The organism is Streptomyces sp. ALI-76-A (genome assembly GCF_030287445.1).
Classification (GTDB): domain Bacteria; phylum Actinomycetota; class Actinomycetes; order Streptomycetales; family Streptomycetaceae; genus Streptomyces.
Map to the genome: position 1 here is coordinate 6,828,151 of NZ_JASVWB010000002.1, position 18,255 is coordinate 6,846,405.

15 protein-coding genes are annotated in these 18,255 nt (G+C 72.2%); 7 read left to right on the forward strand and 8 right to left on the reverse strand.

Features of this window, described 5'->3' with window-relative positions; translation table 11 throughout:
• Window positions 1-64 precede the first annotated feature (64 nt).
• Entirely contained in the window at window positions 65-2,170 is a 2,106-nt protein-coding gene (locus tag QQS16_RS31375) for an autotransporter-associated beta strand repeat-containing protein (protein WP_286065423.1), read from the reverse strand.
• A 181-nt stretch (window positions 2,171-2,351) separates the two neighbouring features.
• Here QQS16_RS31375 and QQS16_RS31380 point away from each other — a divergent pair, with 181 nt between their 5' ends.
• Window positions 2,352-3,464, forward strand: a complete 1,113-nt coding sequence (locus QQS16_RS31380; RefSeq protein ID WP_286065424.1) for a glycoside hydrolase family 43 protein — start codon at window positions 2,352-2,354, stop codon at window positions 3,462-3,464.
• A gap of 1 nt (window position 3,465) precedes the next feature.
• Window positions 3,466-4,878 (forward strand): RICIN domain-containing protein, encoded by a 1,413-nt coding sequence (locus QQS16_RS31385; protein ID WP_286065425.1) that lies wholly within the window; start codon window positions 3,466-3,468, stop codon window positions 4,876-4,878.
• 12 nt (window positions 4,879-4,890) lie between these two features.
• Here QQS16_RS31385 and QQS16_RS31390 read toward each other — a convergent pair whose 3' ends face one another.
• Window positions 4,891-6,570: a rhamnogalacturonan lyase B N-terminal domain-containing protein gene (locus QQS16_RS31390; protein ID WP_286065426.1), complete on the reverse strand. Its 1,680-nt coding sequence runs from the start codon at window positions 6,568-6,570 to the stop codon at window positions 4,891-4,893.
• Between the two features lie 210 nt (window positions 6,571-6,780).
• On the opposite strand from QQS16_RS31390, the gene QQS16_RS31395 reads away from it, so the two are divergent.
• Together QQS16_RS31395 and QQS16_RS31400 are read left to right on the forward strand one after the other, a co-directional pair.
• Window positions 6,781-7,863 carry a rhamnogalacturonan acetylesterase gene (locus tag QQS16_RS31395; RefSeq protein ID WP_286065427.1) on the forward strand — a complete coding sequence of 361 codons (1,083 nt, stop codon included), beginning with the start codon at window positions 6,781-6,783 and terminating at the stop codon, window positions 7,861-7,863.
• Between the two features lie 199 nt (window positions 7,864-8,062).
• The gene (locus QQS16_RS31400; RefSeq protein WP_286065428.1) at window positions 8,063-8,383 is read left to right on the forward strand and encodes a hypothetical protein; all 321 of its coding nucleotides are present in this window, start codon (window positions 8,063-8,065) and stop codon (window positions 8,381-8,383) included.
• Window positions 8,384-8,419: 36 nt separating this feature from the next.
• On the opposite strand, the gene QQS16_RS31405 is transcribed toward QQS16_RS31400, so the two are convergent.
• Window positions 8,420-9,004, reverse strand: coding sequence for a TetR/AcrR family transcriptional regulator (locus QQS16_RS31405; protein WP_286065429.1), 585 nt, complete (start codon window positions 9,002-9,004; stop codon window positions 8,420-8,422).
• 525 nt (window positions 9,005-9,529) lie between these two features.
• Window positions 9,530-10,846 (reverse strand): jacalin-like lectin, encoded by a 1,317-nt coding sequence (locus QQS16_RS31410; protein ID WP_286065430.1) that lies wholly within the window; start codon window positions 10,844-10,846, stop codon window positions 9,530-9,532.
• A gap of 243 nt (window positions 10,847-11,089) precedes the next feature.
• On the opposite strand from QQS16_RS31410, the gene QQS16_RS31415 reads away from it, so the two are divergent.
• Window positions 11,090-12,805, forward strand: a complete 1,716-nt coding sequence (locus tag QQS16_RS31415; RefSeq protein ID WP_286065431.1) for a PHP domain-containing protein — start codon at window positions 11,090-11,092, stop codon at window positions 12,803-12,805.
• A complete protein-coding gene (locus QQS16_RS31420; RefSeq protein WP_286066514.1) occupies window positions 12,802-13,314 on the forward strand; it encodes a hypothetical protein in 513 nt (170 codons plus the stop codon). Before QQS16_RS31415 ends, QQS16_RS31420 begins: the two co-directional genes overlap by 4 nt.
• A 73-nt stretch (window positions 13,315-13,387) precedes the next feature.
• Here the strand turns inward: QQS16_RS31420 and QQS16_RS31425 are convergent, their stop codons facing one another.
• Complete coding sequence (locus QQS16_RS31425) at window positions 13,388-13,921, reverse strand: AAA family ATPase (protein ID WP_286066515.1); 534 nt, start codon at window positions 13,919-13,921, stop codon at window positions 13,388-13,390.
• A 334-nt stretch (window positions 13,922-14,255) separates the two neighbouring features.
• Here QQS16_RS31425 and QQS16_RS31430 point away from each other — a divergent pair, with 334 nt between their 5' ends.
• The gene (locus QQS16_RS31430; protein WP_286066516.1) at window positions 14,256-15,479 is read left to right on the forward strand and encodes an MFS transporter; all 1,224 of its coding nucleotides are present in this window, start codon (window positions 14,256-14,258) and stop codon (window positions 15,477-15,479) included.
• Window positions 15,480-15,641: 162 nt separating this feature from the next.
• Here the strand turns inward: QQS16_RS31430 and QQS16_RS31435 are convergent, their stop codons facing one another.
• The 3 genes from QQS16_RS31435 to QQS16_RS31445 are packed head-to-tail and all read right to left on the reverse strand — an operon-like array spanning window position 15,642 to window position 18,249.
• Window positions 15,642-16,442, reverse strand: a complete 801-nt coding sequence (locus QQS16_RS31435; RefSeq protein WP_286065432.1) for an ABC transporter permease — start codon at window positions 16,440-16,442, stop codon at window positions 15,642-15,644.
• A gap of 5 nt (window positions 16,443-16,447) precedes the next feature.
• A complete protein-coding gene (locus tag QQS16_RS31440; protein WP_286065433.1) occupies window positions 16,448-17,251 on the reverse strand; it encodes an ABC transporter permease in 804 nt (267 codons plus the stop codon).
• Window positions 17,251-18,249 carry an ABC transporter ATP-binding protein gene (locus QQS16_RS31445; protein ID WP_286065434.1) on the reverse strand — a complete coding sequence of 333 codons (999 nt, stop codon included), beginning with the start codon at window positions 18,247-18,249 and terminating at the stop codon, window positions 17,251-17,253. The genes QQS16_RS31440 and QQS16_RS31445 overlap by 1 nt, the downstream gene beginning before the upstream one ends.
• Window positions 18,250-18,255: the final 6 nt, after the last annotated feature.

Genomic DNA, 18,255 nt, shown 5'->3' on the forward strand with positions numbered 1-18,255 from the left:
GCAGGTGGAGGCCGGTGGCCGCCCGTAGCCCCGTGTCCGGCGATCACCGGCGCCCCGGGCCGCCTCAGCCCTGTGCGGCGTGCCGGCCGCCCTTGCGTCGGCCGGGCCGCCCGCGCAGCGCGGCCGGTACGGCGAGGCCGAAGAGCAGCCCGAAGGCCAGGACGTAGGGCCACCAGCCGAGTCCGCCGCCCGCGGTGGTCGCGGTGCGGGTGCGGGTGTCGGCCGCCACGGCCCCGGAGGACGCCGTGCCGTGAGCGGACTCGGACGGTGACGGGCTCGCGGTGACGGCGCTCAGGACGACGTCGTTGCCGTCACCGCCCCGGTAGCTGATCCGGTACGTCGTGTCGGCCAGCTCGAGCCTCGCCCCTTCCTTCAGGCCGGAGAACGCACCGCCGACCTTCGAACGCCCCGTGTGGTCGAGCACGGTGATCGCGCGGCCGGGATCCGTCCCGGCGGCCGACAGATCCAGCTCCCCGCCCAGCCGCACCGCCCCCGTCACCTTCAACGGCTTGTCCCGCAGCACCAGTCGGCCCTCGGCACGCTGCGTGTAGTCGCCAAGGACGGTGACCCCGCCGGCGACGACCCCCTCGTTGGTCACCGCCCCCTTCACCGTGCCCGTGCCGGTGAGTGTGGTCGCCACCCGCAGGCCCGCCGCCCCGGCGTCGAGCCGTGCCCCGGACGAGGTGAGCCGGATCGCCCGGCTGCGTGTGAGGGTCGCCCCGCCGCGCAGGGCGAGCGTGCCCTTCTTCACGGTCGTCGTTCCGGTGTACGTCACCGCGCTCCCGGTCAGCGTGGTGGTGGCCGCGCCGGACTGCACGAACGCCCCGCCGCCGCTCACGTACGCCAGCGAGACGGCGGTCCTGGCGTTGCCCACGACGAGCGTTCCGTCGTTGAGTACCCGGCGGCGCGCGCCGCCCGTCAGCAGGGAACCGTCCCCGCGCGCCGAGCCCAGCCGCAGCACCGCCCCCTTCTCGACGGTCGTGGAGCCGTCGTAGTACTGCCTGGCCGCGAAGGTCACGTCGTTGCCGCGCGTTCCCGCGATCACGATGTCCCCGGCGCCGGGCGCGGCCAGCGTGTCGTGGAACCGGCCGCCGCCGATGGGGGCGCCGAGGGTGACCGGGCCGTCGTAGTCGAAGGTGAGCTTCGAGCGGGAGCGCGCGGCCAGCAGGTTGATGTAGACGGTCTCGGCGGTGCCCGGCATGAAGATCTCGTCCGTGGTGCCGTCGCCCCAGTGGACGTCGGCGCCCTTGATGTTGGTGCCGCGCTTGTTGACGTTCTTCCGTGCGGGTGTCCAGTTCAGGGCGGGGTCGCTGAGCGAGGGAGCGGTGTCGCCGCCCTGGTCCGACCAGCTGTACTGGCCGGTGAGGACGACCTTGCTGCCCGGCCGTGACTGGACGTTGATGTCGCTGCCGTACTCCCGCTGGTAGAAGTCCATGCCCATGGTGACGGTCTGCCCCAGCGGGGTGTCCACGGTCCAGGTGCCCTGGTTGAGGACCTTGCGCACCCGCGGCAGCGACGTCGCGTACTCGGGCCGTCCGGCGTTCACCTGCGTGCCGTTGTCGATCACGCCGGAGAAGGAGTGGGCGCCCGACAGGTCCCAGGTGCCCCAGAGGAACCTCGGCTGGGTGATCAGCCCGGAGCCGCTGACGGTGCCCAGGTTGTAGGCGCTCTTCAGGGACAGGCGCAGGGTGCCGTCGACCCGGATGTTGTCCTGGTTGAGCCGGAACGCCGGGGTGCCGTACGGGAAGTGGCCGATCAGTCCGGTCGTGCCGCCGTCGCCGTACTGAAGGGTGGCCCCCCGCGCGACCGTGATCGCGGGCGGATCCGGGTTCGCGACGGTGACGTACGGGTGGTTGCCGCCCGGTATGGCCACCTTCTGCCGTTGCCGGGACTTCGGCAGAGTGATGTCGCTGTCCCTGGTCAGGACCAGGGTCCCGGTGCCGCGCACGGTGAGCGTGCCCGCGCCGCGGAACACGCCGTGGTACGTCGTCGTCCCGGACGGCACGGTCACGACCGTGTCGCCGGTGAGGGTCACGTCACGGTCCGCCAGCACGTCGGCGGTGACGTCCCGGGCGCCGGCGGCGGACGCCGGAGCGGCGGGGAGGAGGAGGGCGGCGACCGCCGCGAGGGCGCCGGCGGCCGCTGCTGTCGTATGGGTATGGCTGCGCACGTCAGCGGAGACGGGCCGGCGCGTTCGGCGATAACAGAAAAACAGCGCTCTTTCTTTGTCTCGTCGGACCCGTTGACCTACACGTAACACGCACTTACCTTTTCGGCGTTCGTAATAACAGATCAGGTTCGACATCCCGAACGCTTCGCTCGTCTCGTTCCCCCCGCGAGAGGCCGTCCGCATGAGCCGCGACCACGACCTGCCCCCACTGCCCGACGAGGCCCCCAGCCGCAGACTGATGCTGAAAGGCGCCCTGGCCGCAGGCGCCCTGGCGGCGGTCACCCCGGGTCTCGCCCACGCCGCCCCGGCCCCCGAGGCGGCCCCGTACGTGAACCCGCTCGTCCGCAACCGCGCCGACCCCCACATCCATCGGCACGCCGACGGGTTCTACTACTTCACGGCCACCGCCCCCGAGTACGACCGGATCATCCTGCGCCGCTCCCGCACCCTGAACGGCCTCACGGCCGCCCCCGAGTCCGTGATCTGGACCAAGCACGCGACCGGCGACATGGGCGCGCACATCTGGGCGCCGGAGATCCACCGCATCGGCGGCAAGTGGTACATCTACTTCGCCGCCGCGCCCGCCGAGAGCGTGTGGGACATCCGCATCTGGGTCCTGGAGAACGCGAGCCGAGACCCCTTCAAGGGCACCTGGGTCGAGCGCGGCCAGCTCAAGACCGCCTGGGAGACCTTCTCCCTCGACGCCACCACCTTCACCCACCGCGGCTGCCGCTACCTGGCCTGGGCCCAGCACGAGCCCGGAATGGGCAACAACACCGCCCTGTGGCTGTCGAAGATGGCGAATCCGTGGACCCTGACGGGCCCTCAAGTCAGGCTCTCCACGCCTGAGTACGACTGGGAGACCATCGGCTTCAAGGTCAACGAGGGCCCGTCGGTCATCGCCCGCAACGGCCGCCTGTTCATGACCTACTCCGCCAGCGCCACCGACCACCACTACTGCATGGGCCTGCTGACCGCCGACGCGGGCAGCGACCTGATGGACCCCGCGAACTGGTCGAAGTCACCCACGCCGGTCTTCACCAGCAATGACACCACCCGGCAGTACGGCCCTGGCCACAACTGCTTCACGGTCGCCGAGGACGGTCGCAGCGACGTCCTCGTCTACCACGCACGCCAGTACAAGGAGATCGCCGGGGACCCGCTGCACGACCCCAACCGCCACACCCGCGTCCAGAAGCTGGGCTGGAAGCCGGACGGCACCCCCGACTTCGGCGTCCCCGTCGCCGACACGGTGACGGCCGCCTCCGTCGACCCGGTCAAGGAGAGTGTGTGACATGAGACGTGCGTACGCCGCTCTGCTCGCTCTCTGCCTGGCGCTGCTCGGCACCCTCGCCACCGCGGGACCGGCCCAGGCCGCACCCCAGACGATCACCAACGGAACGCAGTTCACGGACACCTCGGGCAACCCGGTGCACGCCCACGGCGGCGGGGTCCTCAAGGTCGGCTCCTACTACTACTGGTTCGGTGAGAACCGCAACGCCGACAACACCTTCCGGTACGTGGACGCCTACCGCTCCACCGACCTGAAGAACTGGGAGTTCCGCAACCACGTCCTGACCGAGGCGACCGACCCCGAGCTGGCCACCGCCAACATCGAGCGGCCCAAGGTCATGTACAACGCGTCCACGGGCAAGTATGTGATGTGGATGCACAAGGAGAACGGCACCGACTACAGCGAGGCCCGCGCCGCCGTCGCCGTCTCCGACACCGTGGACGGCAACTACACCTGGCGGGGCAGCTTCCGTCCGCTCGGCCAGCACATGTCCCGTGACATCACGGTGTTCGTCGACACCGACGGCGCCGGCTACATGATCTCCGCCGCCCGCGAGAACTACGACCTGCACATCTACCGGCTCACCGCCGACTACACCGGCATCGCGAGCCTGGTCGCCGACCCCTGGCACGGCGGACACCGCGAGGCCCCGGCGCTGTTCAAGCGGGGCAACGTCTACTTCATGCTCACCTCGGGCGCGACGGGCTGGAACCCCAACCAGCAGCAGTACGCGACCGCGACCTCCCCGGCCGGCCCCTGGTCGGCGATGACCAACGTCGGCGACTCGACGACGTACGGCTCGCAGACCGCGTTCGTCCTTCCGGTGCAGGGCAGTTCGGGCACCTCGTACCTCTACCTGGGCGACCGCTGGGGCAACGCCTTCGGCGGCACGGTCAACGACTCGCGGTACGTGTGGCTGCCGCTGACCTTCCCGAGCTCCACCTCGATGTCCATGTCCTGGTCCCCGGAGGTCACCGTCGACACGGCCGCCGGCACGATCAGCGGCACCAGCGCCACCTACAACACGCTGATCGCCCGCAACTCCGCCAAGTGCGCCGACGTGACCAGCCAGTCCCTGTGGCCGGGCGCCCAGCTCAAGCAGTACGACTGCAACGGCGGCGCCAACCAGAAGTTCTGGTTCAAGTCCGCCGGCGGCGGCTACTACCAGCTGATGGTCCGCAACAGCTCCCTGTGCGTGCGGGAGAACGCCAACACCGTCACCCAGGAGAACTGCGATGCCTCCGTCACCGCCCAGCAGTGGTCGCTGACGGCCACCGGCTCCTACGTGACCGTCAGGTCCCGCGCGAGCGGGGAGTGCCTGGACGTGAACGGCGCGTCCACCGCCAACGGCGCGGCCGTCATCACGTACACGTGCAACGGCGGCACCAACCAGCAGTGGACGCGCGGAACATGACGTCCGCCCGGCTCAGGGCAGCAGGTCGATCGCGTCGATCGCCGTCCCGGCGCTGAGGAAGCCGGCCGCCCCCGAACCGCTCACCACGTCGATCCTCAGCACGTTGTACCGGCTGGTGTCCGTGAGCCAGGCGCTCGCCGGGACGCTGTAGGTGAACGTGTGGTTGTTCCCCCGGTAGGACCCGTTGGTCAGCGACCGGGTGTTCGGCTGGGTGGGCGGGGACGGGACGGCCGACGTCCAGGCGTCGTTGACGGTGACCTGCGGGCGGCCGTTGGCGTAGGCCGTCGTCACGCCGATGCGCAGGGTGTGCGCGGCGGCGGCCTGCGCCGCGGTCAGCTTGAAGTACACGAGCAGACCGCTGTTGACGTCCTTCCAGAGGTAGCACGGGAAGGCGGACGTCTCGTTGCCGCCGCCGATCACCACGTTGCCGGTCCAGGAGGCGGCCCGGACGTCCGAGGGATGCGCGTACGTCATCAGGTCGGCGTTCTTGAAGCCGGCCGGGGTGCCGTTCCAGTCGCCGATCCGCCAGATCGCGCTCGCGTTGCCCGGGTCGTTCGAGGACGGGACCGCGATCGAGTTGAGGGTGGTCGTCCCGCCCGCGAAGACGGTCACCTGCGTGCTGTACACGGCGAGTTCGCCCTTGTGGACGGTCAGCGTGTACGTCCCCGGCAGCACCCCGCCGATGGCGAAGTAACCGTCGGACGCCCGCGCCGGACCCCAGTACTGCGCCGCCGCGTTGGCGATCCCGACGGTGTACGGGTGGGCCGTGTCACGGCCCGTGATGCCCACACCCGCCACCCGGCCCCGGCCGCTCGCCCCGACGTACCCGGACAGGCCGAGCGAGTCCGCCCACGAGGTCGTCAGCGTGCCCGGGAACAGCGACGAGGAGGGGGCGCCGCCGTTCGTGAACGCGATGACGTACGGGCCCTGGAGGCCGAAACGCTGGGCCTCGGTCTGGTTCTGGCCGTAGTACAGGATCTCGTACAGACCGCCGCCGTCCGCGCTCTGGTGGCGCAGCAGCGACCGGTAGAACGGGCCACCGGAGGCCTTTTCGTGGTTGCTGCGCACCATCCACAGGCCGACGCCGCCGCCGGACCAGCCGACGTGGTCGTAGTCCATCACCCGCAGTTTCGAGTAGTGCTTCGAGCGGGTCTGGCCGTCGGACTTCGCGAACACGTCCGAGGCCTCGATGGTGCTGTTCGTGTACGTGTAGGAGTCCGGCTCGTCGTTGAGGAAGAGACCCTTCCTGACGCGCAGGATGTAGCGGGTGGCGGAGACGGACGTGTCGGCCTTGTGGGTCCACAGGTAGACGTTGTTCTCGCCGCTGCGGGCCGCGTAGTAGTGCCTGAGGGTGCCGTAGGCGACGGAGACCAGGATCGTCGACCCGGACTGCCTGATGCCGACCGTGGAGGTGCCGAGGCCGGACTCGATGTGCGAGTTCATGCCGCCGTAGCCCTGGTACTCCACGCCGCGGTACACCAGCGAGGTCAGGTCGCCGTTGGACTTGCTGACCTTGAAGACGAGGTCGGCGCCGGTGTCGACGACGTAGTTCGACCCGTCGTCGGTGTAGCCGAAGGCCGCGGCGGACGCGCTCGGGGCGAGCGGGCCGGCCAGGGCGGCCGAACCGGCGGCGGCCGCGGTGCCGAGGACGAAGGCGCGGCGGCGAACCGGTCTGTGCACGGATCCGGACATGTGGGGGTGCCTCCTTGGGGAGGTGTGGGGGGAGGTGTGGCGCGGTGTCGGTCAGGGTGGCAGTTGAACCGATTTCGCGAAAGGGCTTTCGCAGCCCGGAAGTTGGCAGTCTTGTGAAAATTTGCCCAGGTCTAGAAAGCGCTTGCCAGTAGCGGTACGGTCCAGCCGCCAGGCCTTGTCGCCCCGCCGAGGGACTGCCGGAGGAGCCGTATGAGACGTTTCGACCTCGCCCTGCTGGCGGCGCTCACTTTCAGCGCCGCCCTGACCGCCGCACCGGTCCAGGCACAGGGCGGCGGTCAGCGCCCCCTGGGCCTCGACCACTGCACCGCCACCGCCTGCCACTTCGACGTCCCGCCCGGTACGTACGACGTACGGGTCGTCCTCGGCGGTGACGCCGCCTCGCACACGAGCGTCAGCGGGGAGACCCGGCGCGCGCTGCTCCCCGGGACCCCGGTACCCGCCGGAGAACGGGTCGTCCGCAGCTTCACCGTGAACGTCCGCACTCCCGAGGGCGAACCGACGGGCCCCGCGGGCACGGCCGGCCTCGACCTCGCGTTCGGCGGCCCGGCGCCGGCGCTCGCCGACATCCGGGTCACCCCGGCCCTCCCTCACGCTCGAACGAGCTCGCGCGGGGGGACCCCCACGGCCCGCCAGATCTTCCTGGTCGGCGACTCCACGGTCTGCGACCAGCCCGGCGACCCCTACGCCGGCTGGGGCCAGCAGCTGCCGCAGTACCTGCGCAAGGGCCTGTCCGTCGCCAACTACGCGGATTCCGGGGAGAGTACGGTGACGTACCTGGGGAACCCGCAGCTGTGGGCCACCGTTCAGCCGCAGTTCCGCCGCGGTGACCTGGTCCTGATCCAGCTCGCCCACAACGACAAGACGACCGACGAGGCGACCTACCGGGCGAACCTGGAGTCCCTGGTGGCGGGCGCGCGGGAGAAGGGCGGGAAGCCGGTCCTCGTCACCCCGATCGTGCGCCGCTGGTTCAACGCCGACGGCACGCTGGACAACGGCACCGCCCTTCTGGTCAACGGACTCGGCGTGAACCATCCTGAGGTGGTCCGCTCGGTCGCCGCCGCCGAGGGCGTACCGCTGATCGACCTGACGGCGAAGACGAAGGCGGTCGTGGAGTCCCTGGGCGTCGAGGGCTCCAAGGCGCTGTACCTCTACAACGAGAAGCGGGACAACACCCACACCTCCACCCACGGCGCCACGGTCTACGCGGGCCTGGTCCGCGACGAACTCGTCGCCCTGCACCTGCTGCCCCCGGGCCTGGTGCGGGTGGACTGAACGCCTGGGGCGCTCCGACCGGAACCGGGGCGCCCCAGGTCCGTCCCACCGGGACCCGGGACCTGGGGCGGCCCCTGTCCCTTCTCCCGCCGCCGACTCGGCCTACCCGCAACGCCCTTCGGGCCGGACGACGGCTCCCGGGGATCCGCCCGGGGTCCATCCGCATCGGGGCCCCCTGCGTCATCGCACCACCCTGGCCGTGGGTACGGCCGCACTCCTCGCTCTCACGGCCTGCTCCGGCGACTCCGACAGCCCCCGACCGGACGAAGCGGCCGCCACGTCCAGCGCGCCGCTCAGGACCGCGAGCGCCGAGGCGATGCCGAGCTGCGCGAAGGAAGCCGGCGTCCGGTTCGCCGCCGATGCCCCGGAAGTGCCCACCGGGCCCCGGGCCGTGGCCTGCGCGTACCTGACGGACAGTGAGGGTCAGGCCGCCCGCACGGCCGGACTCCACCAGAGCGACCAGGCGGTCCGGGAGGTCATGGAGGAGGCGCTGGAGAACGCCGGTTCCCCCGTCGGCTGAGGGCCGGTCGGGCCGGTCCGCCGATGAACTCCGTCGTCAGTCATGGCTCCGCCCCTCACGCGGCCAGTGGGTGAGCGCGAGGTGCAGGGCGTCGATCGCCTTGTCCCACGAGGCCTGTACGGCGCGGGGGTGGCCGAAGCCGCCGGTGGACTCCAGGGCGCAGTAGCCGTGGAAGGTGGCGCGCAACAGCCGTACGGCGTCCGTGAGATCGGGCTCGTCGAGGCCGTAGGCGCGGAGCATGCCGTAGGTGATCTCGGCGGTGCGGCGCAGGGCGGGGGAGTCGGCGGCGAGGGCCTGGTCGACACGGATCCCGGTGGCGGCGTACCGGCCCGGGTGCCGCAGGGCGTACTCCCGGTAGGCGCCCGCGAACGCGACCAGCGCGTCCTTCCCGGAGCGCCCCGCCACCGCGGCGCCGATCCGGTCGATCATCTCGGCTCCGGCGAGCAGCGCGAGGCGGGTGCGCAGGTCGTGGAGGTTCCTGACGTGCGCGTACAGGCTGGCGTCCTTGACGCCGAAGTGCCGGGCCAGGGCGGACAGGGTGACGTGTTCGAAGCCGGCCTCGTCGGCGAGGTCGGCGGCGGCCGCGGTGATGCGGTCGGGGGTCAGACCTGCTCGGGGCATGGGCACCTCTGGATCGGGTTTTCCTAGGGGGTCTAGGTTAGACCGTGGAGGCGGCGGGCGCACGGGTCAGGGAGGCGGGGCGCGGGCCGCGTGCTCAGTGCGGCGTGGCCGAGCGGTCCGGTACGGGCAAGGACCGCTCGACGTGGGCCTGTCGGGCCCGGCGTACGGCCCAGGGAGCGGCCGGGCCCGCCGGTGCGAACATCGCTCCCACGACGTACCAGCCGGGACGGCCCCACGTGATGCACAGCGCGATGAGCGGCCCCGGGCCCAGAGCCTGCGCCAGACCGGCCCGTAGGCCGAGGACGCCCAGGTATTGGCCGGTGGCGTGCGGCGGGGCCGGGGCGACGGAGACCTCGCCCCGGCGGCGGCGTGCCGGAGTTCGCCGAGCGTGTGGATGACCACCGCGGTCATGACCAGGGGCGCGGCGGCCCAGGCCGGTGTCCCGCCGAGAGGGAGACGAGCACGCAGGCGGTCGGATGCCGCCGGAGTGCGGAGCCGGCCCGTCACAGACGGGCCGGCCGGACCTCAGCCGATCGGTGCGTACAGCACGCCCAGCTTGTCGATCTCGTCGCCTCCCCGGCCTGTGAAGCCGACGATCTGCCGGCCGGCCGGGGCCGTGAAGGTCTTCGTGTCCGCGGACGCCGTACCGGAGGACAGGGTGCGGCCCCTGTCCGTGGTGAACGCCGCCGAGAAGATCCGGGTGCGGCCGTCCTTCTGGCCCCGGGTCAGCCTCACCGACGTGAGGTGTTCGCCGGGGGCGAGGGTCAGGGACGCCGCGGTGCCGCCCGTGCCGCCGTGGGAGAGGACCGTACCGCCGTCGAGCGTGAGGGAGACCCCGTCCAGACGGGAGGCGCCGCGCAGGGTCAGCGTGCGGGGGGAGGGGGCCGCGGGCAGGTCGTCCGCGTCGTTGAACGCCGTGCCGTGCGGGCCGCCGAAGAAGTCGCTCGCCCGCAGGGAGGAGTCGAGGGTGTAGGAGAAGTCGACCGTGTGCGGGAAGTGGTCGGACAGGTGGGCGCCGGAGGAGTCGAGGAAGGACGCCCACTCGTTGTGGTAGCGCGTGGCGTCCAGGGTCAGCAGCCTGCCGCCGCGGTAGAGGATCTTGTCGACGACCTCGCAGTCGTCGGTGGGCGCCGCCGGGCACAGCAGCGGATCCGCGCCGGCGGCCGGCGGCGTGCCGCCCTTCGCCAGCTTCACCCAGGCGTCCGTCAGCCCGTTCTCCGCGGCCAGCGTGCGGATGTTGTCGCCGGTGCGCGTGTACCGCGTGTTCGTGTCACCCATGACGACCACCGCGTTGCCCGCCGAGTTCGCCCGGATGAAGTCGGAGAGCTGCTGGATGTTGGCGCGGCGCGCCGCCAGCGCGTCGTCCGTCGCGTCCGCGTTGGTGTGGACGTTGTAGAGGTCGACGAAGACGCCCTCCGCGAGCCGCGCCCGCGCCAGCGAGAAGCCCTTCGGCGTCAGGCAGTTGGTGCCCGTGCAGGCGTTCCACTTCACCCGCTGGAAGTCCTCGAAGGGCACGTCGGAGAGGGTGTTGAGGCCGTCGCCGAACGGCACCCCGCCGCTCGTCGCGGTGCGGTACGGGTGGTCGTCGCCCGCGTACAGCGCCGCGTGGTAGTTGAAGTCCTCCTGGACGTTCACGATGTCGTACGCACCCAGCCGCGGGGCGATCAGCGGCGTGTTCGTCGCCGGACTGCCCGAACTCAGGCCCTCCGGGAGCCCCGCGACGTTGTACGTCAGCACGTTGAACGAACCGGTGGTGGCGGCCGCCGCGGGAGTCGCGCCGGTGGCGGCGAGGCCGGTGACGGCCAACGCGGCGGCCGTGAGGGCGCCGAGAAGTCTTCTCATGGGGGTGTCTCTCCGGTGGGAGGAAGCGGGGACGGGGACGGAAGCTGAACGCTGCTCAGGTTCACCGCCGAACAGTGTGACGGGCAAGGACCGTTGGGGGAACAGTGAGCGACGAGGCGATCCGCCGTGCCCAGGTCGGCCGCCGCTCACCCGCAGGTCGTACGTGGTTCATGTTCCGCCTCGATCCTCCACACGCGGCGCGCAAGTGCCGCGAAGGCAGCGGCAGCCAGGAGGCGGCACACCATGGGACACGGGCATCATCACCACCACGGACACACGCACGCTCACGAGCACGGCCACGGGCAGCAGGCGGCCACGCCCCTGCCCGCCGCCTTCGACACCTCCGTGCCCGACGACGCCCTGACTCCCGAGCAGCAGTCCCGCCGCTCCCTGCTCCGCCGCACGGGCCTGCTCGGCGCGGGCCTGGCCGCGGGCGGGGTGCTCTCCGGCGCGGCCGGGGCGACCGCTCCGGCGCACGCCGCCTCCAACGGCCGCCGCACCGACGGCTTCCTGTGGCTGGCCGGCGACCACCACATCCACACGCAGTACAGCAGCGACGGCAAGTACCGTGTCGTCGACCAGGTCCGCCAGGGCGCCAAGCACGGCATGGACTGGCTGGTCATCACCGACCACGGCAGCGCCACCCACGCCAGGATCGGCGTGGATAAGGTCAATCCGGACATCAGGGCGGCCCGTTCGGCGCACGAGGACACCCTCGTCTTCCAGGGCCTGGAGTGGAACATCCCGGGCGCCGAGCACGGGACCGTCTTCGTCCACCCCGGCAGGAACGAGGTCTCCGTCCTCAAGCAGTTCGAGACCGACTACGACGGCAGCGTCAAGGGCGCCTCCGACTCCACGCCCGCCAACGAGGCCCTGGCCGTCGCGGGACTGGCCTTCCTCGGCGAGCAGGTGCGCCGCCGCAAGGTCAAGGACGCGCTGATGCTGGCCAACCACCCCGCGCGGCGCGGTGTCGACTCGCCGCACGAGATCCGCGCCTGGCGGGACGCGACGCCCGCGAGCCACCAGATCGCCGTCGGCTTCGAGGGCGCGCCCGGCCACCAGGCCGCCGGCCTCCCGGCCCCCCTCGGTATGGCCCGTGCCCGCGGCATCTACGACAACAACCCCAGCGCCAACTCCTTTCCCGGCTACCCGCTGGAGAGCTACCGCACCTGGGGCGGCTTCGACTGGATGACCGCCACCGTCGGCGGCCTGTGGGACAGCCTGATCGCCGAGGGCAGGCCCTGGTGGATCACCGCCAACTCCGACTCCCACCAGGTGTACGCCGACACCGCGGTCCGCGGCCCGGGCGGCGACTTCAACGCCGACGGCCGCTACCCGGACCCGGTCTACGGCGGACAGATCGACATCACGCAGGGCGACTACTGGCCCGGCCAGTACAGCCGTACGCACGTCGGCGCCGACGGCTTCTCCTACGCCGCCGTCATGGACGGCATCCGCGCCGGCCGCATCTGGGTCGACCACGGGCAGCTGCTCGGCGGCCTCGACGTCCGCGTGTCCGGCGGCAGCCGCTGGGCCACCCTCGGCGGCGCCCTGCATGTCAAGAAGGGCACGAAGGTCACGCTGACCGTCGACGTGGCACTGGCCGACGGTCCCAACTGGGCCGGTTTCGTGCCCAGGCCGGCCCGCGTCGACGTCATCCAGGGCGATGTCACCGGCCCGGTCTCCGACCGGGACACGTTCACCGCGCCGACGGCGAAGGTCGTCCGGACGTACGAGGTGGACAAGCCGGCCGGCGTGGTCCGGCTCACGTACGAACTCGGCCGCGTGGACCGGCCGTTGTACGTCCGGCTGCGCGGCAGCGACGGCAACCGGTCCGCCGTCGGCGCGCGGGGCGCGGCCGTCGACCCGGCCGGCCCGGCCATCGACGTCGTCGGCGACGCCGACCCGTGGCGCGACCTGTGGTTCTACACCAACCCCGTGTGGGTCCTGCCCTCATGACGCCGTACGCCCTCACCGTGGACGCCGGGATCGGCGACCTGCGCGTGGCCGACCATCTGCTCCACACGCTCGCGGGGGAACTCGCCCTCCCGGAGGACGTGTTCGGCTGCACGCACCTGGTGCGCGGGGACCGGCCGCGGGTCGTGCTGTCGTTCACCCCGCCGTCCGAGCCGCTCCCGCACACCGCCCGGGAGCGGCTCACGGCCCTGGGGTACGAGGTGTCGCCCGGCGTCCCCGACGCGGCGGGCCGCGCGGTCCTCTACCCGGGGGTGGCCGCCCTCACCGGCACCCTGACGGTCGCGGACGTGCTCGCGCGCTCCGCGATCGACCGGGTGACGGTCCTGGGCGCGCCGGGCGAACCGGACCCCGGCACCCGCCTGGTGACGTGGGACCACGTCCGCCCGCAGTGGCAGGCGGGCGAACTGGTCCTGCCCGCCATGCCCGCCGTCGGCGGCACCCTCGTCCCCTTCGAGGTCCCGGCCCCGACCCCGTGCTGCGCGGACCACTGACGATCCGGCGTACGGGCAGGGTGGGCCTGTTCCGCCGGACGTGCCTCTTCCGGCGGGGCCCGGCAGCCGGTCCTCAGTGCTCCAGTGCCGGCAGGCCCGCCAGACCCGTGTCGCTCATGACGCGGTCGACCGCGCCGGTGAGGGTGTGGTCCGCGTCGAGGACCGTCTCCACGGGGTCGGGCAGCAGGTCCAGGGGCCGGTACCAGGACCGTAGGTCCGCCTCGGTGACGTGGGCCAGGTCGGCCTTCGTGGCGTGCCGGGCGAGGGTCTCCTCGAACGGGACGTGCAGGTAGTAGGAGTGGGTCGGGCCGCGGTGGTCGGCGCGCAGGCGGGCGAGCATCTCGCCGTAGTGGTCGGCGTACAGGATGCCCTCGACCACCACGTGGTAGCCGGCGTCCAGGGCGTACCGGGCGACGGTGTCGATCAGGCCGATGTTCGCCGCCCCGGGCCGGTCGCGTTCCCGCAGGACGACCCGGCGCAGGTTGTCCTGGCCGACCAGGGCCAGACCCCGGCCGAAACGCTCGCGCAGACCGGCCGCGATCGACGACTTGCCCGAGGCGCTGTTGCCGCGCAGGACGATCAGCCGGGTGTGTTCGGTGCCCACCATCACGGGAGCACCGTAGCGGCCGGACGACCGCGGCGCGGACGGAACCCGCCCGGCCCCGCCACGCCCCGGGGGCCGCTCCTGCCCAACCGCTCCTGTGCGCGGGCTCCGCCGCCCGGCCGTCCTCGTCCGGCGGTGCCGCCGCGCACCCGCCACCCGCCGCCGACACGTCAACTCCGTTGCCCAGCACGGGAGTCGTAGGGTATCCGGGACCGGGACACGGGAAGGGGGCCGGGTGGCGTACGAGGCGCAGCGCGAGGAGGGACCGGGCGGGCCGCACGCCGGACCGCCGCACCAGGGAACCGGGGAGCCCGGGAAACCGGGCCCGCCGCGCCCGTTGTGGCGGCAGCGGAACTTCGGGATCTTCTGGGCCGCCCAGACCCTCTCCGTCCTCGGCGACTCCTTCGCCCTGATCGCCCTGCCCCTGCTGGTCCTCCAGGCCACCGGCTCCCTCGCCCGGATGGGCCTGCTGACGGCCGTCGGCGGGGCCGCCTCCGTGCTGGCGGCCGTGTTCGCCGGGGCCCTGGTGGACCGCGTCGACCGCCGACGGCTGCTCATCGCCTGCGATCTGGTCCGCATGGTGCTGTACGGCGTGATCCCGCTGGTGTGGCTGTTCGGACCGCAGGTCTGGCTCCTGTACGTGGTGCTGCCGCTGTGCGAGGCCGTCGGCATGCTGTTCGCCGTCGGCTACGTCACCGTCGTCCGCGGCCTGGTCGGCACCACCCACCTCACCGAGGCCAACGGCCGGCTGAACGCGACCGCCGCCGCCGCGGGGGTGCTCGGACCGCTGGGTGCGGGCATCGTGGCCGCCTGGACCGGCCCGGCCGCCGCGGTGGGCGTGGACGCGGCCAGCTTCGGCGTGTCGGCGGCCTGCCTGGTCCTCGTCCGGTTCACCGGGCGCGCGGGGGACGACACCGCCCCGGCACGCCGGACGGGCCTGTGGCAGGACCTGCGCACCGGGATGGCCTTCGTCCGCGGCCATCCCGTGCTGCGGTCGCTGACCACCCTGCTGTTCCTCTTCAGTTTCCTCACCCTCGGCCTGAACGACCTGGTCATCTACCACCTCAAGCACGACCTCGGCCAGGACGACGGCACCGTCGGCACCGTGCTGGCGGTCGGCGCGCTCGGCACGATCACCGGTGCCCTGCTGGTGGCCCGGGTGCGCCGCCGGTTCGGTTTCGGTCCGACCTGGACCGGCGCGGTCGCGGTGTGCGGGCTCGCGTTCGCCGGCCTGGGCTGGGCCCGGGACGTCCCCGTCGTCGCTGCCCTGAGCGCGGCCTTCCTCGCCTGCGTCGGCATGGCGGGCACCTGCTCCCTGTCCCTGCGCCAGGAGGTGACCCCCGAGCCCCTCCTCGGCCGTGTCACCTCCGCCTTCTGGACCCTCCAGTACTCCGCGGCCCCGATCGGCGCGGCCGTCCTGACCTGGGCCGCGGATCGCCGGGGCACGGCTCCGGTCGGCCTGGTCGCCGGCGCCTGCTGCGTACTGATCGCCGTCGCCGCGCTGTTCACGCCGATACGGCGGTCGGGCCGGGGGGAACCGCCTCCCCGGCACCCGATCTGACGCGCGCCACCGCCAGCGGCCTGCCACCGCCACCGGTCACCAGCCACCGCCACCGGCCTGCCACCGCCTCCGGCCGCCGACGAGCAGCCCAGCAGCCCGACCGGACGGTCCCGGGGCCGACCGTCGGGCGCCATCAACCGGAAGAGGCCGAGACCTCGGTCGTCACGCGTTCACCCCCGCGTAGTGCGCGAGGCTGCGCCGCCACAGCAGCCGCGCGCCCAGGTACCCCGCCACGCCCACCAGCGGGGACAGCGCCGCCAGCCAGTACGGGACGCCGGTGTCGTGGCCGTGGCCGGTGAGGACGGCGGCCGGGAAGTACGCGACGAACGCGAGCGGAAGGCCGTACGTCAGGAAACCGCCCACCGCCTTCGGCAGCACGTTGAGCGGGTAGCTGCCGAACGTGCCGAGGAGTTCCTCCAGCCAGTTGCCCCAGTAGTCGGCGGCCGGGAAGCGCAGCGCGGCGGAGGCCACCACCGTGAACAGGGCCGCCTCCAGGAGCATGCCGCCGATGACCGCGGCGACCAGGTACGCGGCCCGGCCGGCCGTCCAGTCCAGGTCGCTGCGGCTGAGCGCCCCCGCCATCAGGCCCGCCGCCACGGTCAGGTCACCGATCGCGTTGGTCGGGAAGTAGGCGAGCTGGACCTGCCGGTGCACCGGCAGGGGACGCACCAGGTAGACGTCGATCCGGCCTTCCTGGATCTGCCGGCCGATGAAGTGCACACGCCCCAGCACCAGCACGAACAGCCCGTGCGCGAGCATCCGCGTCGCCGGGATCAGCAGCACCTCGGAGCTGTCCCAGCCGCCCATGCCGGTGAACCGGGACAGCAGGACCGTCGCGAACACGATCACCGACACCTGCCAGATCGCGCCGATCGCGATCATCAGCAGGAACTCGGTGCGGTACTCCAGCTGTGCACAGAAGTTCAGACGCGTGACGCGCCACACGATCCGGACCGCACGCACGGGCCTCAGCCTCCCTGGGAGATGACATGACGGGCGGCCCGGTGCCACAGGAACCGGGTGAACAGGCCGAGCAGCACGACCCACCCCGCCTGGACCGCCAGCTGTCCGGCCGCGTCCGACAGCGGGATCCGGCCGATGTACAGGGACAACGGCACGCTCAGCGTCGCCTGGAACGGCAGGAGGGAACTCAGCGTGATGAACCACTCGGGGAAGAACCACAGCGGCGCGTACACCCCGGACAGCAGGTTCTGCGCGAAGATCAGGATCAGCATCGCCGCGTTGTTGCGCACCGTCCAGAAGCACAGCTGGTCCAGCACGAGCATCACGTAGTACAGCACCCACTGGCCGAGCAGCAGGCTCAGCGCGAACACCCCGGCGACCGCCGCCGAACCGGGGGGCTCCACCACCCCGGCCACCAGGCAGACCGCGTATCCGCCCACCGCCCACGCGAACCCGTACAGCTGCTCGCCGAGGGCACGCAGGGCGTAGTAGCGCTGGGGCGGCAGGGGGCGCAGGTACCAGTAGACGATCGTGCCGTAGTGCATGTGCTGGATGACGGTGTCCCGGCCCGCGGACTGGTCCAGCTCCCGCAGCCGGGAGGCGAGCACGGCCAGCACCGCGTACGTGACCGCCTGGTCGCGGTCGAGTCCGGCGGTGGTGCCGGTGTGCGCGTACAGGCCCTGCCACAGGGATGCCACCAGCACCACCTGCACGGTCAGCCGCAGCAGGACGGCGGTCATCCGGGGCGGGGCGTGCAGCTCGCCGAGGGGGGTGACGCGGGCCACCCGCCAGGCTCGCACCGCGGTCATCACACCGCCTCGGCGTGGACGTAGGCGGCCCGCATCACGTCCTCGAGGTCCGCCTCGTCGATGGCGATGCCCGTCACCTCGTACCGCTCGATGACCGTCTTCAGCGCCTGGTGCACGGACGGGGCGTCGGGCCCGTCCGGACCGAACACGACCTGGGGTCCGTCCTGGCGCAGCACCGCGATCCCCGGCAGCGGCACGAGGCCGGTGTGCGCGTCGGCGAGCGTCGCCCGCACCTGCCAGGTCGAGCCGAACCTGCGGCGGATCTCGTCGAGGCCGCCGTCCAGGACGAGCCGGCCGTGATTGATCAGGACCACCCGTTCGGCGAGCCGTTCGACCTCGGTCATGTCGTGGGTGGTCAGCAGGACCGTCCGGCCCCGCTGCTCGACCTGGTGCCGCAGGAACTCCCGCACCTGCTCCTTGACCACCACGTCCATGCCGATGGTCGGCTCGTCGAGGAAGACCACCGGCGGGTCGTGCAGCAGGGCGGCGGCGAGGTCGGAGCGTACGCGCTGGCCGAGCGAGAGGTGGCGCACCCGGGTGTCCCAGAAGGAGGACAGGTCGAGCAGGTCGTCGAACTCCTTGAGGCGAGCGGTGTGTTCGGCCCCCGGCACCTCGTAGATGTCCCGGAGGATCGCGAACGACTCGCGCACCGGCAGGTCCCACCACAGCTGGGTGCGCTGCCCGAACACCGCGCCGATGTTCCGGGCGTTGCGCTCACGCTCCCGGTACGGCACCACGCCCGCCACCCGCGCCTCGCCGGAGGTGGGCGTGAGGATGCCGGTGAGCATTTTGATGGTGGTGGACTTGCCCGCGCCGTTCGGGCCGAGCAGGGCGAGGAGTTCACCGGGAGAGACGTCGAAGCTGATGTCGGACACGGCGTGCTTGGCGACCCGCTCCGGGTTGACCAGGGAGCGCACCGCGCCGGTGAAGCCGGGGCGGCGGACGGTGGTGTGGAAGGTGCGGGACAGGTCCCGGACCTCGATGCTGCTGCCGCTCACGTTGTG

What these genes read in the sequence shown, in the direction of transcription:
- QQS16_RS31380 (WP_286065424.1), top strand. Translation starts at nt 2,352, where the DNA reads ATGAGCCGCGACCACGACCTGCCCCCACTGCCCGACGAGGCCCCCAGC.
- QQS16_RS31425 (WP_286066515.1), bottom strand. Translation starts at nt 13,921, where the DNA reads ATGGTGGGCACCGAACACACCCGGCTGATCGTCCTGCGCGGCAACAGC.
- QQS16_RS31440 (WP_286065433.1), bottom strand. Translation starts at nt 17,251, where the DNA reads ATGACCGCGGTGCGAGCCTGGCGGGTGGCCCGCGTCACCCCCCTCGGC.
- QQS16_RS31395 (WP_286065427.1), top strand. Translation starts at nt 6,781, where the DNA reads ATGAGACGTTTCGACCTCGCCCTGCTGGCGGCGCTCACTTTCAGCGCC.
- QQS16_RS31405 (WP_286065429.1), bottom strand. Translation starts at nt 9,004, where the DNA reads ATGCCCCGAGCAGGTCTGACCCCCGACCGCATCACCGCGGCCGCCGCC.
- QQS16_RS31390 (WP_286065426.1), bottom strand. Translation starts at nt 6,570, where the DNA reads ATGTCCGGATCCGTGCACAGACCGGTTCGCCGCCGCGCCTTCGTCCTC.
- QQS16_RS31415 (WP_286065431.1), top strand. Translation starts at nt 11,090, where the DNA reads ATGGGACACGGGCATCATCACCACCACGGACACACGCACGCTCACGAG.
- QQS16_RS31420 (WP_286066514.1), top strand. Translation starts at nt 12,802, where the DNA reads ATGACGCCGTACGCCCTCACCGTGGACGCCGGGATCGGCGACCTGCGC.
- QQS16_RS31410 (WP_286065430.1), bottom strand. Translation starts at nt 10,846, where the DNA reads ATGAGAAGACTTCTCGGCGCCCTCACGGCCGCCGCGTTGGCCGTCACC.
- QQS16_RS31385 (WP_286065425.1), top strand. Translation starts at nt 3,466, where the DNA reads ATGAGACGTGCGTACGCCGCTCTGCTCGCTCTCTGCCTGGCGCTGCTC.